This window comes from Kribbella sp. NPDC004536, assembly GCF_042873835.1.
Lineage (GTDB): Bacteria > Actinomycetota > Actinomycetes > Propionibacteriales > Kribbellaceae > Kribbella.
In genome coordinates, this window is record NZ_JBIALY010000001.1 from 892,693 (window position 1) to 906,989 (window position 14,297).

Genomic DNA, 14,297 nt, shown 5'->3' on the forward strand with positions numbered 1-14,297 from the left:
TTGTCGGGGCGGAGAACTATGCTGCCTGAGCGCCCAGGATGCGCGGGCTCCTGGTGAGCCTGCACCCTGACCACTAAGGAGCCGTATGTCTGATCCGAGGACCGAGGTGCAGCACGGGCTGGAGGGTGTGGTCGCGTTCGACACACAGATCGCCGAGCCGGACAAGGAAGGTTCGGCGCTCCGCTACCGCGGTGTGGACATCGAGGACCTGGTCGGCCGGGTGCCGTTCGAGAACGTCTGGGGCCTGCTGGTCGACGGCGCGTTCACGCCCGGCCTGCCGCCGGCCGAGCCGTTCCCGCTGCCGGTGCACACCGGTGACATCCGGGTCGACGTACAGTCCGCGCTGGCCATGCTGGCACCCGCCTGGGGTCTGCGGCCGCTGTACGACATCGACGACGTGCAGGCCCGCGAGGACCTGTCCCGCGCCGCGGTGATGGCGTTGTCGTACGTCGCGCAGGCGGCCCGCGGGATCGGGCACCCGATGGTCCCGCAGCGTGAGGTGGACAAGGCGACCACGATCACCGAGCGGTTCATGATCCGCTGGCGCGGCGAGCCGGACCCTCGTCATGTGCAGGCGGTGGACGCCTATTGGACCTCCGCGGCCGAGCACGGGATGAACGCCTCGACGTTCACCGCGCGGGTGATCGCGTCGACCGGCGCGGATGTCGCCGCGGCGCTGTCCGGCGCGGTCGGCGCGATGTCCGGTCCGCTGCACGGCGGTGCGCCGGCCCGGGTGCTGACGATGATCGAGGGCGTGGAGCGTTCCGGCGACGCCCGGTCGTACGTCAAGGGGCTGCTGGACGCGGGCGAGCGGCTGATGGGCTTCGGGCACCGCGTGTACCGCGCCGAGGACCCGCGCGCTCGGGTGCTTCGCCGTACGGCCCGTGAACTCGATGCCCCGCGGTACGAGGTGGCCGAGGCGCTGGAGCAGGCCGCGCTGGCCGAGCTGCGCGAACGGCGGCCGGACCGCGTACTCGAGACGAACGTCGAGTTCTGGGCCGCGATCGTGCTGGACTTCGCAGAGGTCCCGCCGCCGATGTTCACGTCGATGTTCACCTGCGCCCGGACCGCGGGCTGGAGCGCCCACGTCCTGGAGCAGAAGCGCACCGGCCGGCTGATCCGCCCGTCCGCGATCTACTCCGGCCCGGCGTCCCGCCCGGCCGACTCGATCGAGGGCTGGAACCCCAACTGGGCCTAGCGGTCCTGGCTCGGGCTTCGCCCCGTCCGCTGTTTGTACTGGCGGCTGAAGTACGGGACATCGGTGTAGCCGAGGGCGGCGGCCGTCTCGGTGACGGTCATGCCGCTCTCGGTGAGCAGCTGGTGCGCACGGTCGATCCGCGCCTGGATCAGGTACTGCGCCGGCGACATCCCGAACTGTTTGACGAAGCGCCGGGTGAACTGCGCCCGGCTGAGCGCGACGCCGCGTGACATCTCGCTGACGGTCCAGTCGCGGCCCGGATCCTCCCGGAGCTGTCTCGCGATCTCGTCGACCTCCGCGTCGGCACCGCCACGGGCCGGGTTGTGGACGGCGTCCCAGATCAGCGCAACCAGTTGCTCTAGGCACAGTTCGGCCTGACGGCGGCCGATCGGATCAGCGCGCCGGTACGCCGCGTCGCTGGTGCGGGCCAGTACGCCGAGCAACTCGCGGTCCATCACCTCACCCCACCGCGGCTCCGGCGCGACCGCCGGCGCGGTCACGAAGTGCATGCCGAAGACGAGCAGCCTTCGGTGCGGGTCGTGGGTTGCCCGCGGGGCGTCGCCCGGCTGGAAGACGGCGCAGATCCCGGGGTGCAGCTCCTGCCGCCGGCTGTCGAGCTCGAGCACGCCGCGACCGTCGAGGACACACCACAGCAGGTGGTCCGCGAGCTGCGGCGACGTCCACGACCAGCTCGGTTCGCAGCGCCAGAAGGTCGGTGCGGTCATTCGCTGCAGCTGGAGCCGATGCAACAAAAGTTCAAGTCCTCGCGTGAATCGTCCGTGGTTTCCAGCCTTGCTGATCTGGAAAATAGAACTCGACCGAATTCTAGAGGAGCCGGGCATGAGCGTTTCATCCAACACTCTCACTCTGCGGGAAGAGTTCGAGCAGACCGGGTACACGCTGGTCCGCGGGCTGTTCTCCACCGACGAGGCCGAGCGGCTGCGCGACCACTACATGGACGTCCGGCAGCACGGGCCGCGCTCGCACGACTTCGCGGGCCTCAAATCGACCGAACGGGACCCGTTGAAGCGCTACCCGCGGATGGCGCAGATGCACCGCTGGGACGACGCGTCGCTCCAGTGGATGATCGACCCGCGCATCGACGAGGTATTGACAGCCCTGCTCGGCAGGTCGCCGTACGCGGTCCAGACGATGGTCTACTTCAAGCCCGCCGGCTCCCGCGGGCAGGCGCTGCACCAGGACAACTTCTACCTGAAGGCCGACCCCGGTACGTGTGTCGCGGCCTGGATGGCGCTCGACCAGGTCGACGTCGCGAACGGTTGCCTCGAGGTCGTACCCGGCTCGCACCGCTGGCCGATCCTCTGCACGGAGAAGGCCGACACCACGATCAGCTTCACCGACGTGACCGTACCGCTGCCGCCGGCCGAGGCCGCCGTACCGATCGAGATGGAGCCCGGGGACGTGCTGTTCTTCCACGGCGCGCTGGTGCACGGCAGCAACCCGAACGTGACGACCGACCGCTTCCGGCGGGCGCTGATCGGGCACTACATCCAGGGCGAGGCGGAGCGGGTCGCGCAGTACTACCACCCGGCGCTGCGGATGGACGGGACCGAGCTGGTGCTGGAGGTTGCCGAGGGCGGCGGCGCCTGCGGTGAGTGGACCGACACCCCGGACGGGCCGGTCGCCGTACTGACCGGGACCGAGACGATCACCCGCAAGCACGAATGAGACACCCCGGCGTGTCGGTTGGGCGGGGTGTGCGAGGATAGATCGCGCTGACAGCGTCGTCGGCTTTCTGGATGCAGACGACGAAGGGAACGCGCTGGTGACCAGCGAAATTCAGATTCCTGCAGAGCTCAAGCCCGTTGACGGCCGCTTCGGCGCGGGTCCGTCCAAGGTTCGTCCCGAGGCTGTCGCCGCGCTGGCGACCGAGGGCGCCAAGCTGCTCGGCACCTCGCACCGGCAGGCGCCGGTGAAGAACCTGGTGAAGCGGGTCCAGGAGGGCGTGGCCGAGCTGTTCCAGCTGCCCGACGGGTACCAGGTCGTGCTCGGCAACGGCGGTTCGACCGCGTTCTGGGACGTCGCGACGTTCGGGCTGATCCGGGAGAAGAGCCAGCACCTGAGCTTCGGTGAGTTCTCCTCGAAGTTCGCCAAGGCCGCCCAGCAGGCCCCGCACCTCGGCGAGCCGACGATCGTGAAGGCCGACCCGGGCACCCGCCCGGTCGCGGTCGCGGAGGCCGGTGTCGACGTGTACGCGTGGCCGCACAACGAGACCTCCACCGGCGTGATGGCCCCGGTCAAGCGGGTCGAGGGCGCCGACGAGGGCGCGCTGGTCGCCATCGACGCCACCTCCGGGGCGGCCGGTCTGCCGGTCGACCTGAACGAGGCCGACGTGTACTACTTCGCGCCCCAGAAGGGCTTCGCGTCCGACGGCGGGCTGTGGATCGCGCTGATGAGCCCGGCGGCACTCGCGCGCGTCGAGGAGATCGCCGCGTCCGGCCGCTGGATCCCGGCATTCCTGGACCTGGCGACTGCGGTCGACAACTCGTCGAAGAACCAGACGTACAACACGCCCTCGCTCGCCACGCTGTTCCTGATGGCCGAGCAGACCGACTGGATCAACAGCCAGGGCGGCCTGGAGTGGAGCGTCGCCCGGACGACGGACTCCAGCAACCGGCTGTACACGTGGGCCGAGAAGTCCGAGTACGCGACGCCGTACGTCACCGACCCGGACGCCCGCTCGCTGGTCGTCGGCACCATCGACCTGGACGACTCGATCGACGCGGCCGCGGTCGCGAAGACGCTGCGCGCGAACGGCATCGTCGACACCGAGCCGTACCGCAAGCTCGGCCGCAACCAACTCCGGGTAGCGATGTTCCCGGCCGTCGACCCCGACGACGTCGAAAAACTCACCCAGGCCATCGACTACGTGGTGGAGAACCTGAAGTAGTTCTTGTCCGGCTTGGCAGCCGCCGTCCCCTCGTGGGGACGGCGGCTCTTCTCATGAGTGCTGCCGGCGGTGGGGGGTCGGCGGGGACTGGCCGGTGAGGCGGTCGTTCTCGGCCTGGCGATCCCGGCGCTCGCGGCGGCCGGGCGGGAACGTGAAGATCGTGATGATCAGCGCGAACAGGGCCGCACCGATGATGATCCAGCGCAGGTTGTGGCTCTTGCCGGAGCTGTCGTTCGTACTGTCGGACGTCGTCGCAGGCTTCGGCGTCGCGCTGGCCGAGGGCGTCTTCGTACCGCCGGTGGTCGCCTTCGCCGGCACCGCCAGCTCGTAGATGCCCGGGCTGGCCCCGTCGGCCCCGAACACCACGGTGCCGTCGGCGCCGCCGAGCGCGACGCTGTCGCCTTCACCGGGCAGCGCGGCACTGCGGGCGACCGCGTTCGGGTTGTCGCCCCAGGCCACGGTCGTGAGGTCCGTCTTGGTCCGCAGTACGACTTGCTGGCCGTCCGGGAGGAACGTCCCGTCGGTGATCACACCGGTCGGTGCCGGCGCGAGCTTGGTGAGGTCGTTGGTACCCTGGCGCGTCGGCGAGGCCGGCGCCGAGTAGATGCTGCCGGCACCCTTGGACGACTTCGTCACGACGTACAGCTGGCTGGTCTCCGGATCGACCAGCAGCGTCTCGGCGTCGTGCGCACCGTCGGGATACTTGAAGTCGTACTGGTGGTACTTCACGTTGGCCGAGTCCTGCAGGCTCTCCGGCTCCGGGATCGTGTAGATCTCGATCTGGTCCCGGCTCCCCTGGCTGTCGCCGATGTCGGCGATGTACAGCGTGCCGTTCCGGTCTATGCCGAGCGCCTCGACATCCTTCACCTTCGCGCCGAACCGGAACACCGCCTGCACCTGGCCGGTCGCGTCCAGCGCGAACACCCGCCCGGTGTCCCCGGAGCTGCTCACGGCCCAGTACGTGCCCTGGTGCTTAGTGCTCCGGACCAGCCCGGTCGGCTTCCGGATCCGGTCGTCCTTGATCGAGAACAGCTTCTTCGGCGCCGGGTCCGCGGTGCTACTGGCCTGCGCGGTGCTACTGGCCTGCGCGGTGCCACCGGCCTGCGCGGTGCTACCGGCCTCCGCGGTGCCACCGGCCGAGGCCGGCAGCGCCACCCCTGCCAGGGCGAAGAGCGTCGCGCCCAGCAGGGCGACCACCGTCCGGAGCTGTCTCACGAAACCACCTCAGCACCTCGGGGGAGCAGGAGCTGCGCCAGCCGCGGCGTCACCTGCCATTCGGTGACCATCGCCTGGTACTCGGCCCGCAGCTCCGCGGTCGGCTTGGCACCGGTCCGCGCAGCGCGGAGCAGCAGATTGCGCGGCGTGTGCTGACTGTCCACGAACTGCACGACCTCCACCCGGTAACCGACCTGTCGGAGCACCGCCGCCCGCAGGGAGTCCGTCAGTACGTCGGCGAACCGCTCACGAACGATGCCATATCTCGTCATCAGCGCATAAGGCGCCGGTGGTGTGACGCTCTTCAGCTGCTTTTGGATGTCGTGATGACAGCACGGAGCCGCCAGCACCAGCGCAGCGCCCCACCCGACGGCCCGCGCGAGCGCGTCATCGGTGGCGGTATCACAAGCATGCAGCGCCAACACAACGTCGGGCTGCACGTCCAGCTCCGCCCCCTGGATAGTCGCATCCAAGAACCGCAGCTGCCCCTCCCACCCCAACGCCTCGACCACCCGAGTGTTCCGCGTCCGCGCCGCCGGATTCTGGTCAATACCAGTCATCCGCACGCCATACCCACGCTCAGTCAGCAAGTGGTACGCCGCCAACGTCAAATAAGCGTTCCCACACCCAAGATCAACAACCTCCAACACCCGCCCAAGCCGCCCCCCGGCGCGACCCTCACCACCGCCCGCGACCTCGCGCCCACCGCCACCCCCGCCCTGACGCTCACCGCCACCCCCGACCTGTCGCTCGCTGCCGCCCGCACCCTCGCACTCGTGAGCCTCGGCCTCGCCCGAGCTTCTCTCGGACCGGCGCTCGCCGCCCTCGGCTTGACGCTCGCTGCCACCCTCGGCTTGACGCTGGCTGCCGTCCTCGGCTTGACGCTCGCTGGCACCCGACCCCTCACGCTCGCCGACCTCGCCCCCGACTCCCTCGGACGCACGCTCGACTCCACCCGGTGACCCGCTCACGGCGGCGATCCGACCAGCGGCGACTGCCTCGTCGATCGCCGGCGCGAGGAGCTTGCAGAACTCCTCGATCTGCTTGTACTTCGCCTGCCGCGACGGCTTCACCCGCCCCTGGTGGTCACTGATCCCCAGCTCGATCAAGAACGGCGCCGCCGGATCCAGCACCCGCTGCTTCACCCGATCGTGGCTGGTCTCCTGCTCCCGCGCATCGTCCTGCCGATGCAGCAGCTCCTTACCCTTCTTCGTGTACCGCAGCCGCAACGTCTCGGTAGTCGTCTCCACATGCCACGACCCGTACCCGGCGTCCAACAGCTCATCGACAACCTTCTCGACGTCGCCATCCGGCACGTTCCGCGTATGAGCCTGCCGCTCATCAAACTCCGTGACCTGAAGGTGCCGCTCCCCCTTCAAATCCACATACCTGACCTCAACCCGCAGGTACCCCGGCGCCCCACTCCCCCGCCGCCGCCCCGACCCAACCCCCCGCACCAACCCATCCCGCTCCACCAGCGCAGCCCGCACCACAGCCCGCGCCCCGGCCCCCTCCGGTCCCGCCGACTCGCCCAACCGCACCTGTGCTCGCACCGCGCCATTGTCCCCGACCCCCACCCCACATCACAAAAGGGTCTCGCCCACTCCCCGTCACCACCCCCAAACCACCCGTCACCCAACCACCCCCACGACCTCACCAGACCCATGCCACCCACCCGTCCACGCCGCCTCTGACAGACCCTGCGTAGCCCCGCAGCCTCCACAACCCGCGCCGAGGCACAACCCTCAGACGCCCGCCGCGACGAAGCTCCTGGACGGCGAGCTGGGCGAAGCTTCGAGATACCCCGGCGGAGTACAGCTCCCAGACCCCGCGCGGACAGGCAGCTCCCGGAACCCTTGCCGTCACGCAGCTCCCGGACTCCGTGCCGACCAGCCCGACGCACCGCCACCCCGAGCAGAACCAGCAGTCCCTGATCCTGCGCCGGGGCGCGACCGCCAGCCCCCGGGACGAAGCTCCCAGACCCGTGCAGACGCGGAGCTGCCAGACCCCAGCGCGACGCGGACTGCTCCGAGCCCGGGCCGAAACGCGCAGCCCGGCCCGGCCCGGTCCGCCTGCCTCGCCGGACGTGGATCCCGAGCTCGACAACACCTGCGACCCTTAGGGCATGGCCACCGTGGACGTCCGCGAACTCCAGCAACGCACCTGCGAGCTACTCCGCCGCGCCGAGGCCGGCGAGCAGCTGACCATCACCATCGCCGGCCGCCCAGCAGCCACCCTCGGCCCGGTGAAGCCGGGCCCTTGGCGACCCTTCGACGAAGTAGCCACCGCTCTACGGCCCCACCCCGACACTGACTGGACGACAGACCGCGACCTCATCGACCAGACCTGACTGTGACCGCACAGTTCACAGGTCGAGCGGCCGCAGGTTAAAGGCCCCAGAAACCCAGCCGGTCTCGTAGTACTCCCCGAACACCTCGGCGGCCTCCACCGCCGAGAACACCTCGAACGACGACACCCGCACCTCATAGCGATCCCACGGAATGACAACCTCAACCGGCGGCCTCTCCGTCCCACCGCCCGCCCGCCCCACGACGTAGTGCCCCCAACCCGACGCCTCAGGCAGCCTCCAAAGGCTCAACGAGTACCGCACCACCCCATCAAGCAACCCCAACCGCTGCCGAACCAACTCGCCCCGGAGACATCACCGCATCTTTCACTTCACCATGAACCCGACCATTGATGGTGAACGCATGGGGCGCCTGCTTCATGAGACTCTCATGACAGGGCTGGGCCCCCTTCGAGAAGCACGGCGGTGTGCCTGGTGCAGATGGCCATCATCTGGCGACCAAGCGGTGGTGAGCTCAGTCGCCCAGAAAGCGCAGCTCCGATACCTTGCCAAGGCGGCCTTCGTCGCACAGGTCCGCGAGCCTCTGCAAGAAGGGTCGAACGCGCTCCGGAGCTTGGGGCAAGAACCGCCGAACGTCGGCCCCTAGAGCGTCCATCTCCTTTCGCTCGAACGACACGACGCCATAGGGATCCACGCGGCTGAGCATCGGGAACCGTGCTTTCCATTCGACGTCCGGGAGGGAGGCCTCGATGTCGTCCCACCACTGCTCAGCCCCGTTGACAAGGCGACCTTCGATCCAAAGCTCGATCCTGACAGCCATCGCGATCAACTCCTCGGGCTGGTGCCGGGGAACATGGTGACCACCGATCCATTGGGACGCCGTATCACAGTATAGATGTCCGTCGGAAGTCCTGTCGTTCGGTCAACACCAATGTCGCCTGTGCCCCGCAATACATAGCGGAAATTACCATTGCCCTGCAGGACGCCCTCTACACCTTCCGTTCTGGAGAGCGCGCCGAGATTTACGTCGCCAAAGAACTCGCTCTTGCCGGCTGAAATCTCAGGGAACTGGTGGATCCCCGCATGCCCGACATCCACGGGATCGCTGATCTCCGACGGAACCGGCGGATCGATCTCAGGGGTGCATCCGCGCCGACGGGAATGTATCAACCACCAATCCATCGCCGCCACCAAACTGCAACAACCTGCAAATCTCCGGAAATCTGTAACGCTCCCTGACTCCTGTAGCTGCGGCACGCCGTTGAACACTGGATGCCTGTCGTTCACCGTCTGTATTTCCAGCAGCGAGGCTTCGGCCCCTTCTTGATGGTGGTCGTCCACGTGCTGCGTCTCAGAGGCACCTACGTCGCGCTGTCGAGACAGCTGGCCACACATTCGTTCGCGCCACCGCAAGCAACCTCACGTCTACGACAGACATGCGCACGAGGCAGCCTCTCCACCCGCGCCTCGAACGACCTTCGGCTTCGCCAGCGCCACCACCCGGACTACCTCCCGCGTGCCGCCGAAGGCGGCCAATAGACAGTCGCCGCCCCATCAGCCCGGCGACCACCGGACGTTCACGAACAACCAGTGCACGAGGCGGCGGCCTTTCCAGCAGCTCCCACGGGGTGAGCATCTGCTTCGCCAGCGCCTGCACGTATCAGCACCTTGCCGCGCGCCGCCGAAGGCGGCCAACAGAACAGTCGCCGCTCCCATAGCCCGGCAACCACGCTGGCTTGTACGAAGACCGGCGGACGAGGCGGCGGCCTTTCTGGGTGGGTCAGGTTTGGGGTGGGTCGGTGGGGTCTTCTTCTGGGTCGGGGGTGGTTGGGTTGGCGTCTTCGTCCAGGAAGCCTAGGTCTCTCAGGCGGCTGATGATGCCGCCTTCCTGGCGGCCGAGGGTTTCGGCCAGGTCTAGGTAGGGGGTGCCGTTGTGGAAGCCCTCGATGAGGGTTTGTTCGTCTTCGGGGGTCCAGCGGCGGAAGGCGTTGGGGGCGGTTCGGCGGGCCTTCTGGATTCGGCGGGTCATCGAGTTGGGGTTGATGGGTTCCAGGGAGCGGATTCGGGACTGGCGGTGGCGGCCTACTTCTTCGCCCTTCTGCCAGAAGATCACTGCGCCGTCGTCGAAGGTCATCAGGTCGGCGGGGACGTCGCAGTAGTCGGCCTCGTCGAGCATCACTCGCATCATCTTCGGGTTCTCACTTTCATCGGTACGGACCTGTGGTCGACAGAGAAGATGCCCGGTTCGGCCCTCTTCCGCGACGGCTGTTCGGATCTGTGGACAACCGATCGCAGAACTTGTTTGCAAAAAGTCTTTGCAAAGAGGCTTTGGGGTTTTATGGTTGGGGGCATGAGCGATGAGGGCGGGGAGCGGGCGCGTACGGTTCGGTTGGATCGGGAGTTGGTGCGGGCGTTGGCGCATCCGATGCGGAATCGGATCCTGGGGTTGCTGCGGGTGTACGGGCCGCAGACGGCGACCTCGCTGGCGGACCGGCTCGGGGTGAATACCGGGGCGACCAGTTATCACCTGCGGCAGTTGGCGGAGGCGGGGCTGGTTGTTGAGGACGACAGCCGGGGGAACGCTCGCGACCGGTGGTGGAAGTCGGCGCATCAGGGGACCGAGTTCAACAAGGCGGAGCTGCTGGAGCAGGAGCCCGAGTTGGCGCTGGGGTTCTTGCACGGGGTCGGGCAGACGTACGCGCAGAACATCTTCGGGTTCATCGACGCGATGCAGACGATGCCTGAGGACTGGCGGGACGCCAGTGTGCTGTCGGACTACTTCTTCCATCTGCGGGCCGATCAGCTGGACGCGATGATGCATGAGGTCATGGCGGTGCTCGAGAAGTACAAGACGGACGACCTGACCGCTCCCCTGCCGGAGGGCGCCGAGCAGGTCACCGTGCAGATCCAGGCCTTCCCGCGCGAAACCCGGCCAGGACGATGACAGCCGCAAAGGAAAACAAGAACCGCGCCCCGCTGGTCGCGTTCCTGGTAGCGAACGTGGTGTCGATCTGCGGCACCAAGGTCAGCGCGATTGCCATCCCCTGGTTCGTACTGATCACCACTGGATCCCCTGTAAAGACAGGCCTCGTCGCACTCGCCGAGATGGCGCCGCTGGTCATCGTGAAGGCCGTAGGCGGCCCACTCATCGACAAGGTCGGCGCACGACGGATCAGCGTCCTGGCCGACACCGCCAGCACCGGCGTCGTCGCGCTCGTACCGCTCCTGCACACCCTCGGCCTATTGCACTTCCCAACGCTGCTGGTGCTGGTGGCGATCGCCGGCTCGCTCCGAGGACCGGGTGATTCCGCCAAGGAAACCTTGATCCCCGACATCGCCCGAGCGGCCAGGGTCCCGCTCGAACGGGTGACAGGGCTGGAGAGTACGACCGAGCGCCTGGCCGGGTTCTTTGCGTACGCGATCGCCGGCGGACTGATCACCCTGGTCGGATCGGTCAACGCGCTCTGGATCGACGCTGCGTCGTTCGGCGTCTGCGCCGTACTGATCGCCCGCTGGATCCCTAAGCAAGAGAAACAGACAGCCAGCAACGAGGACCCGTACGGCCGCAGGCTGCTGGAAGGGTGGAACTTCCTCCGCACGGACCGCCTGCTGCTGCCACTGGTAGCGATGATCGCCGTCACCAACCTGCTCGACGCGGCGACCAGCACCGTACTGCTGCCAGTCTGGATCAGGGAACACGGCTACGGCCCCGGCCACACGAGCCTGATCCTCACGTCCTTCGGTGTGACCGCTACCGCGTTCGCCCTGCTTGCGTCGGCGATCGGCGACCGCATCCCGCGCAAGCTCGTCTTCACCGTCGCGTTCCTGATCGCAGGGGCGCCGCGGTTCATCGCGATGGCGACCGACGCGCCGGTCTGGGCGCTGATGGCGGTGTACGCCGTCGGCGGCATCGGCGCGGGCTTCATCAACCCCGTACTCGGAGCGATCCGCGTCGAGCGGATCCCCAGCCACCTGCTCGGCCGGGTCAACTCGTTGTCGAACGCGGCCTGCTGGACCGGCGTACCGCTGGGAGGTGTTGTCGCCGGTGCGGCCATCACAGGCATCGGTCTGGCGCCGGCACTGCTGGCAGGTGGCGCCATCTACCTGATCGCGACCATGTCACCAGTGCTGATCGGCCGTCACGAGAACTGGAAAGCTACACCGGATCCGACGGGTCCTCAGGAAACAGCTCCGGCTCGGGAGGCAGTGGGCGCGTCTTAGCCTTCGCGGCAGCGTCCAGCGCGGTACGCATGCGCTCCCGCTCCGCCCGTAGCAGCCCCAGCATCACCAGGTCCAGCAGCATGCCACCGGCCGCCGCGAACTGCGTGGCGGCGAACTGGAAGACCTGGGTCATCAGCAACGACACCAGTACCGCCAGCTCGAACAGCCGGACCGCCCGGGCGCGGTTGCCCTTCCGCAGCGCCAGTGCGCCGCGCACCGTGAAGGTTGCCGACAGCAAGCTCCCCGCGGTCACGCCGAGCACCGGGAGGTGGTTCAGCCCGTCGCCCAGGACGGCGGCGATGACGAGCTCACCCACCACCTGAACGGCCAGTACGCCGACCGCGACCGTCGGCGCCTTCGGGTGCGTGGCGAGCCGTTCGAACCCGCGCTGGATCGCCTGCCACGCCGCGTCCACCGGCGCGGCCAGCTCGACCTCGTCCGGCGGGCAGGCGGCCAGTAGGTCGGCGGTCTCGCGCCGTCCCTCCACCTCCCGCGGTACGGTGCGCAGCAGCTCCGACGCCTCCGCCCGGCGCCGGCGCGACAGTCCGCCCGCGACGCCCTCGACGGCGTGGTCGATGACGTTGGCCAGCTCCTCCCGCGGATCGATCGGACGCCTGGTCGTGAGGAAGCGGAAGCCCAGCACGATCAGTACGAAGACGATGTACACGATCGCTGCGGTCGGCTTGTAGAAGTAGTTGTTGTCCGAGGTGACGAACTTCCCCACCTCGTCGATGAACAGCCCGAACCCGATCCCGCCGATCGTCGCGGCAGCCGGCCGCACCACTGGGCCGACGTACCCGAGCAGCAGCGAGATCGCGATGAACATCAGCAGACCGCCCGGCAGCACATGCGCGATGTGCAGGCCCTTGCCACCGATCTGCGGGTACCCGCTCAGGCTTAGGACCAGCCGGGTGATCAGTACGGTCGCCACCCCGGACACCACGAACGTCGTCAGGTGCTCCCCGGACCGCACGTTCCGGACCATCCCGGCCCGCATCAGGTACGACGAACGTTCACCGGCGGAGGTGGTCATACGCGGACGTTACCGGAGGAAGGCTGCCACGACGACGATGACGACCAGGGCAGCCAGTACGAGGGAGGTCACCAGTCGGCGCGTGCGGGGGTCCACGTGGTCAGGGTAGGCGGAAGTTCCCCACGAACGTGTCATCGGGGTCCACCCGCTGCTTGATCTCCCGCAACCGAGCCAGGTCCGCCGGGCTGTAGCAGTCCTCCAACGAGCCCCAAGCAGACAGGCCAGTCGACGGCATGTCACCGGCGTGCCACGGAGTCAGGGCCTCCTGGAACTTCTGCAGCGCGGCGGTCGCCTCCGGCCCTTGCACGAGAGACACAGCCAGCAGCATGTACTGCGCTGCCGGGTCAGCCGACGCCACACCAGGACGTGCGGCGTCAGTACTAGCCCTCAGGTGACGTATCTGCACCTGGAAGATCAACGACGGCTGACCGCAGTACTCGAGCAAGGTGCAGATCAGATCCGGTGTGAGCTCGTCGAACGTGCTGGTGATCAGCGACAGTGCCTGTGGTGGCGCCGGCACCGAGTTGAGCTCTCCTACGCCACTGGGCTGCAGTGACTGCACGGTGTCGCTCACCGGTGTGCCAGCTGCCCTGATGGTCGACAGGGCCGCTTCCAACGCTTCCGGCTGGTACGGCGCCATCCCGTCGATCATGCAGTACGACCCGTCGGGCAAGTGGATCAGGTACGCCCACAACGTCACCTGCGCCGCCGCCTCCTGCGTGGCCTTCGCGTACGCCGTCAAAACGGACTCGGCCTGTTCGATCGGGAACATCAACCGCGCCCCGCTGATCGCCGGCGCCGGATGCAGATCGATCTCCAGCGCAGTCACCACGCCGAAGTTCCCACCGCCGCCACGCAGCGCCCACATGAGGTCGGCGTCGGACGTGTCGTCGATCCATCGACGCTCCCCGGTCGCGTCGACGATCTCCGCGGCCCGCAGGCTCGCCGCACCGCTCCCGTAGGGCCGGGAGAACCAGGAGAACCCGCCACTTGTACAGAACCCGGCCACGGAGACGTTCCCGGTAGAACCAGGCAGTCCGGTGAGTCCCGTACCGTCAAGCGCCGTCTGCACCGCGCCCCAGCGCACACCGGCGCCAAGACGCGCCACCTGGGCCTCCGAGTCGATCCAGATGTCGTCCAGCGCGTCTGTGCGTACGACGATCGTCCCGTCCAACGCCCGGGTCGCACCGTGACCACCTGCCTGCGGCGCCACCTTCAACCCGTGCGCACCGGCGTACGCCACCGTGTGCTCCACGTCGCTCGGCCCTGCTGCCACCACTACCGCTGACGGTTGCTGGTCGACCGAGAGGTTCCACCCACGCCGGACGTGTTCCCAGTCCGGGTCCTCCGGTGTCACGAGCCGTCCGGTCAGTACCTGCCGCAAGTCTTCGAGCATGGTCACCACCATCCT

At 68.0% G+C, this 14,297-nt stretch carries 15 protein-coding genes; 6 read left to right on the plus strand and 9 right to left on the minus strand.

Annotated features, from left to right (window positions below; all coding sequences use genetic code 11):
- Positions 1–85: 85 nt before the first annotated feature.
- On the plus strand, positions 86–1,198 hold the full coding sequence (locus ACFYRU_RS04355; protein ID WP_387652828.1) for a citrate synthase 2: 1,113 nt from the start codon (positions 86–88) through the stop codon (positions 1,196–1,198).
- On the opposite strand, the gene ACFYRU_RS04360 is transcribed toward ACFYRU_RS04355, so the two are convergent.
- Entirely contained in the window at positions 1,195–1,923 is a 729-nt protein-coding gene (locus tag ACFYRU_RS04360; RefSeq protein WP_387652830.1) for a helix-turn-helix domain-containing protein, read from the minus strand. The two genes, ACFYRU_RS04355 and ACFYRU_RS04360, sit on opposite strands and share 4 nt — an antisense overlap.
- A 115-nt stretch (positions 1,924–2,038) precedes the next feature.
- Here ACFYRU_RS04360 and ACFYRU_RS04365 point away from each other — a divergent pair, with 115 nt between their 5' ends.
- Together ACFYRU_RS04365 and serC are read left to right on the plus strand one after the other, a co-directional pair.
- Positions 2,039–2,887: a phytanoyl-CoA dioxygenase family protein gene (locus ACFYRU_RS04365; RefSeq protein WP_387652832.1), complete on the plus strand. Its 849-nt coding sequence runs from the start codon at positions 2,039–2,041 to the stop codon at positions 2,885–2,887.
- 94 nt (positions 2,888–2,981) lie between these two features.
- On the plus strand, positions 2,982–4,109 hold the full coding sequence (gene serC, locus ACFYRU_RS04370; protein WP_387658010.1) for a phosphoserine transaminase: 1,128 nt from the start codon (positions 2,982–2,984) through the stop codon (positions 4,107–4,109).
- A 51-nt stretch (positions 4,110–4,160) separates the two neighbouring features.
- On the opposite strand, the gene ACFYRU_RS04375 is transcribed toward serC, so the two are convergent.
- Entirely contained in the window at positions 4,161–5,324 is a 1,164-nt protein-coding gene (locus ACFYRU_RS04375) for a hypothetical protein (RefSeq protein ID WP_387652834.1), read from the minus strand.
- Positions 5,321–6,709 carry a class I SAM-dependent methyltransferase gene (locus ACFYRU_RS04380; RefSeq protein ID WP_387652835.1) on the minus strand — a complete coding sequence of 463 codons (1,389 nt, stop codon included), beginning with the start codon at positions 6,707–6,709 and terminating at the stop codon, positions 5,321–5,323. The genes ACFYRU_RS04375 and ACFYRU_RS04380 overlap by 4 nt, the downstream gene beginning before the upstream one ends.
- Before the next feature lie 740 nt (positions 6,710–7,449).
- Here ACFYRU_RS04380 and ACFYRU_RS04385 point away from each other — a divergent pair.
- Positions 7,450–7,674, plus strand: coding sequence for a type II toxin-antitoxin system Phd/YefM family antitoxin (locus ACFYRU_RS04385; protein ID WP_387652837.1), 225 nt, complete (start codon positions 7,450–7,452; stop codon positions 7,672–7,674).
- A 15-nt stretch (positions 7,675–7,689) separates the two neighbouring features.
- On the opposite strand, the gene ACFYRU_RS04390 is transcribed toward ACFYRU_RS04385, so the two are convergent.
- From ACFYRU_RS04390 to ACFYRU_RS04405, 4 genes are all read right to left on the minus strand, one after another.
- Positions 7,690–7,935 carry a hypothetical protein gene (locus ACFYRU_RS04390; RefSeq protein WP_387652838.1) on the minus strand — a complete coding sequence of 82 codons (246 nt, stop codon included), beginning with the start codon at positions 7,933–7,935 and terminating at the stop codon, positions 7,690–7,692.
- A 211-nt stretch (positions 7,936–8,146) separates the two neighbouring features.
- Positions 8,147–8,452: a hypothetical protein gene (locus tag ACFYRU_RS04395; RefSeq protein WP_387652839.1), complete on the minus strand. Its 306-nt coding sequence runs from the start codon at positions 8,450–8,452 to the stop codon at positions 8,147–8,149.
- Positions 8,453–8,457: 5 nt separating this feature from the next.
- Positions 8,458–8,973, minus strand: coding sequence for a hypothetical protein (locus tag ACFYRU_RS04400; protein WP_387652840.1), 516 nt, complete (start codon positions 8,971–8,973; stop codon positions 8,458–8,460).
- A gap of 439 nt (positions 8,974–9,412) precedes the next feature.
- The gene (locus tag ACFYRU_RS04405) at positions 9,413–9,820 is read right to left on the minus strand and encodes a hypothetical protein (RefSeq protein ID WP_387652842.1); all 408 of its coding nucleotides are present in this window, start codon (positions 9,818–9,820) and stop codon (positions 9,413–9,415) included.
- A gap of 162 nt (positions 9,821–9,982) precedes the next feature.
- Here ACFYRU_RS04405 and ACFYRU_RS04410 point away from each other — a divergent pair, with 162 nt between their 5' ends.
- A complete protein-coding gene (locus ACFYRU_RS04410; protein ID WP_387652843.1) occupies positions 9,983–10,576 on the plus strand; it encodes an ArsR/SmtB family transcription factor in 594 nt (197 codons plus the stop codon).
- Positions 10,573–11,853, plus strand: a complete 1,281-nt coding sequence (locus ACFYRU_RS04415; RefSeq protein WP_387652845.1) for an MFS transporter — start codon at positions 10,573–10,575, stop codon at positions 11,851–11,853. The genes ACFYRU_RS04410 and ACFYRU_RS04415 overlap by 4 nt, the downstream gene beginning before the upstream one ends.
- Here ACFYRU_RS04415 and ACFYRU_RS04420 read toward each other — a convergent pair.
- Entirely contained in the window at positions 11,789–12,886 is a 1,098-nt protein-coding gene (locus ACFYRU_RS04420) for a hypothetical protein (RefSeq protein WP_387652847.1), read from the minus strand. The genes ACFYRU_RS04415 and ACFYRU_RS04420 overlap by 65 nt on opposite strands.
- 100 nt (positions 12,887–12,986) lie before the next feature.
- The gene (locus tag ACFYRU_RS04425; protein ID WP_387652849.1) at positions 12,987–14,282 is read right to left on the minus strand and encodes an FAD-binding oxidoreductase; all 1,296 of its coding nucleotides are present in this window, start codon (positions 14,280–14,282) and stop codon (positions 12,987–12,989) included.
- Between the last annotated feature and the right edge of the window lie 15 nt (positions 14,283–14,297).

Excerpts from the sequence above, each read along its gene's own strand:
- ACFYRU_RS04355 (WP_387652828.1), top strand. The coding sequence starts at position 86 with ATGTCTGATCCGAGGACCGAGGTGCAGCACGGGCTGGAGGGTGTGGTC.
- ACFYRU_RS04360 (WP_387652830.1), bottom strand. The coding sequence starts at position 1,923 with ATGACCGCACCGACCTTCTGGCGCTGCGAACCGAGCTGGTCGTGGACG.
- ACFYRU_RS04365 (WP_387652832.1), top strand. The coding sequence starts at position 2,039 with ATGAGCGTTTCATCCAACACTCTCACTCTGCGGGAAGAGTTCGAGCAG.
- ACFYRU_RS04385 (WP_387652837.1), top strand. The coding sequence starts at position 7,450 with ATGGCCACCGTGGACGTCCGCGAACTCCAGCAACGCACCTGCGAGCTA.
- ACFYRU_RS04395 (WP_387652839.1), bottom strand. The coding sequence starts at position 8,452 with ATGGCTGTCAGGATCGAGCTTTGGATCGAAGGTCGCCTTGTCAACGGG.
- ACFYRU_RS04405 (WP_387652842.1), bottom strand. The coding sequence starts at position 9,820 with ATGATGCGAGTGATGCTCGACGAGGCCGACTACTGCGACGTCCCCGCC.
- ACFYRU_RS04410 (WP_387652843.1), top strand. The coding sequence starts at position 9,983 with ATGAGCGATGAGGGCGGGGAGCGGGCGCGTACGGTTCGGTTGGATCGG.
- ACFYRU_RS04415 (WP_387652845.1), top strand. The coding sequence starts at position 10,573 with ATGACAGCCGCAAAGGAAAACAAGAACCGCGCCCCGCTGGTCGCGTTC.
- ACFYRU_RS04420 (WP_387652847.1), bottom strand. The coding sequence starts at position 12,886 with ATGACCACCTCCGCCGGTGAACGTTCGTCGTACCTGATGCGGGCCGGG.
- ACFYRU_RS04425 (WP_387652849.1), bottom strand. The coding sequence starts at position 14,282 with ATGCTCGAAGACTTGCGGCAGGTACTGACCGGACGGCTCGTGACACCG.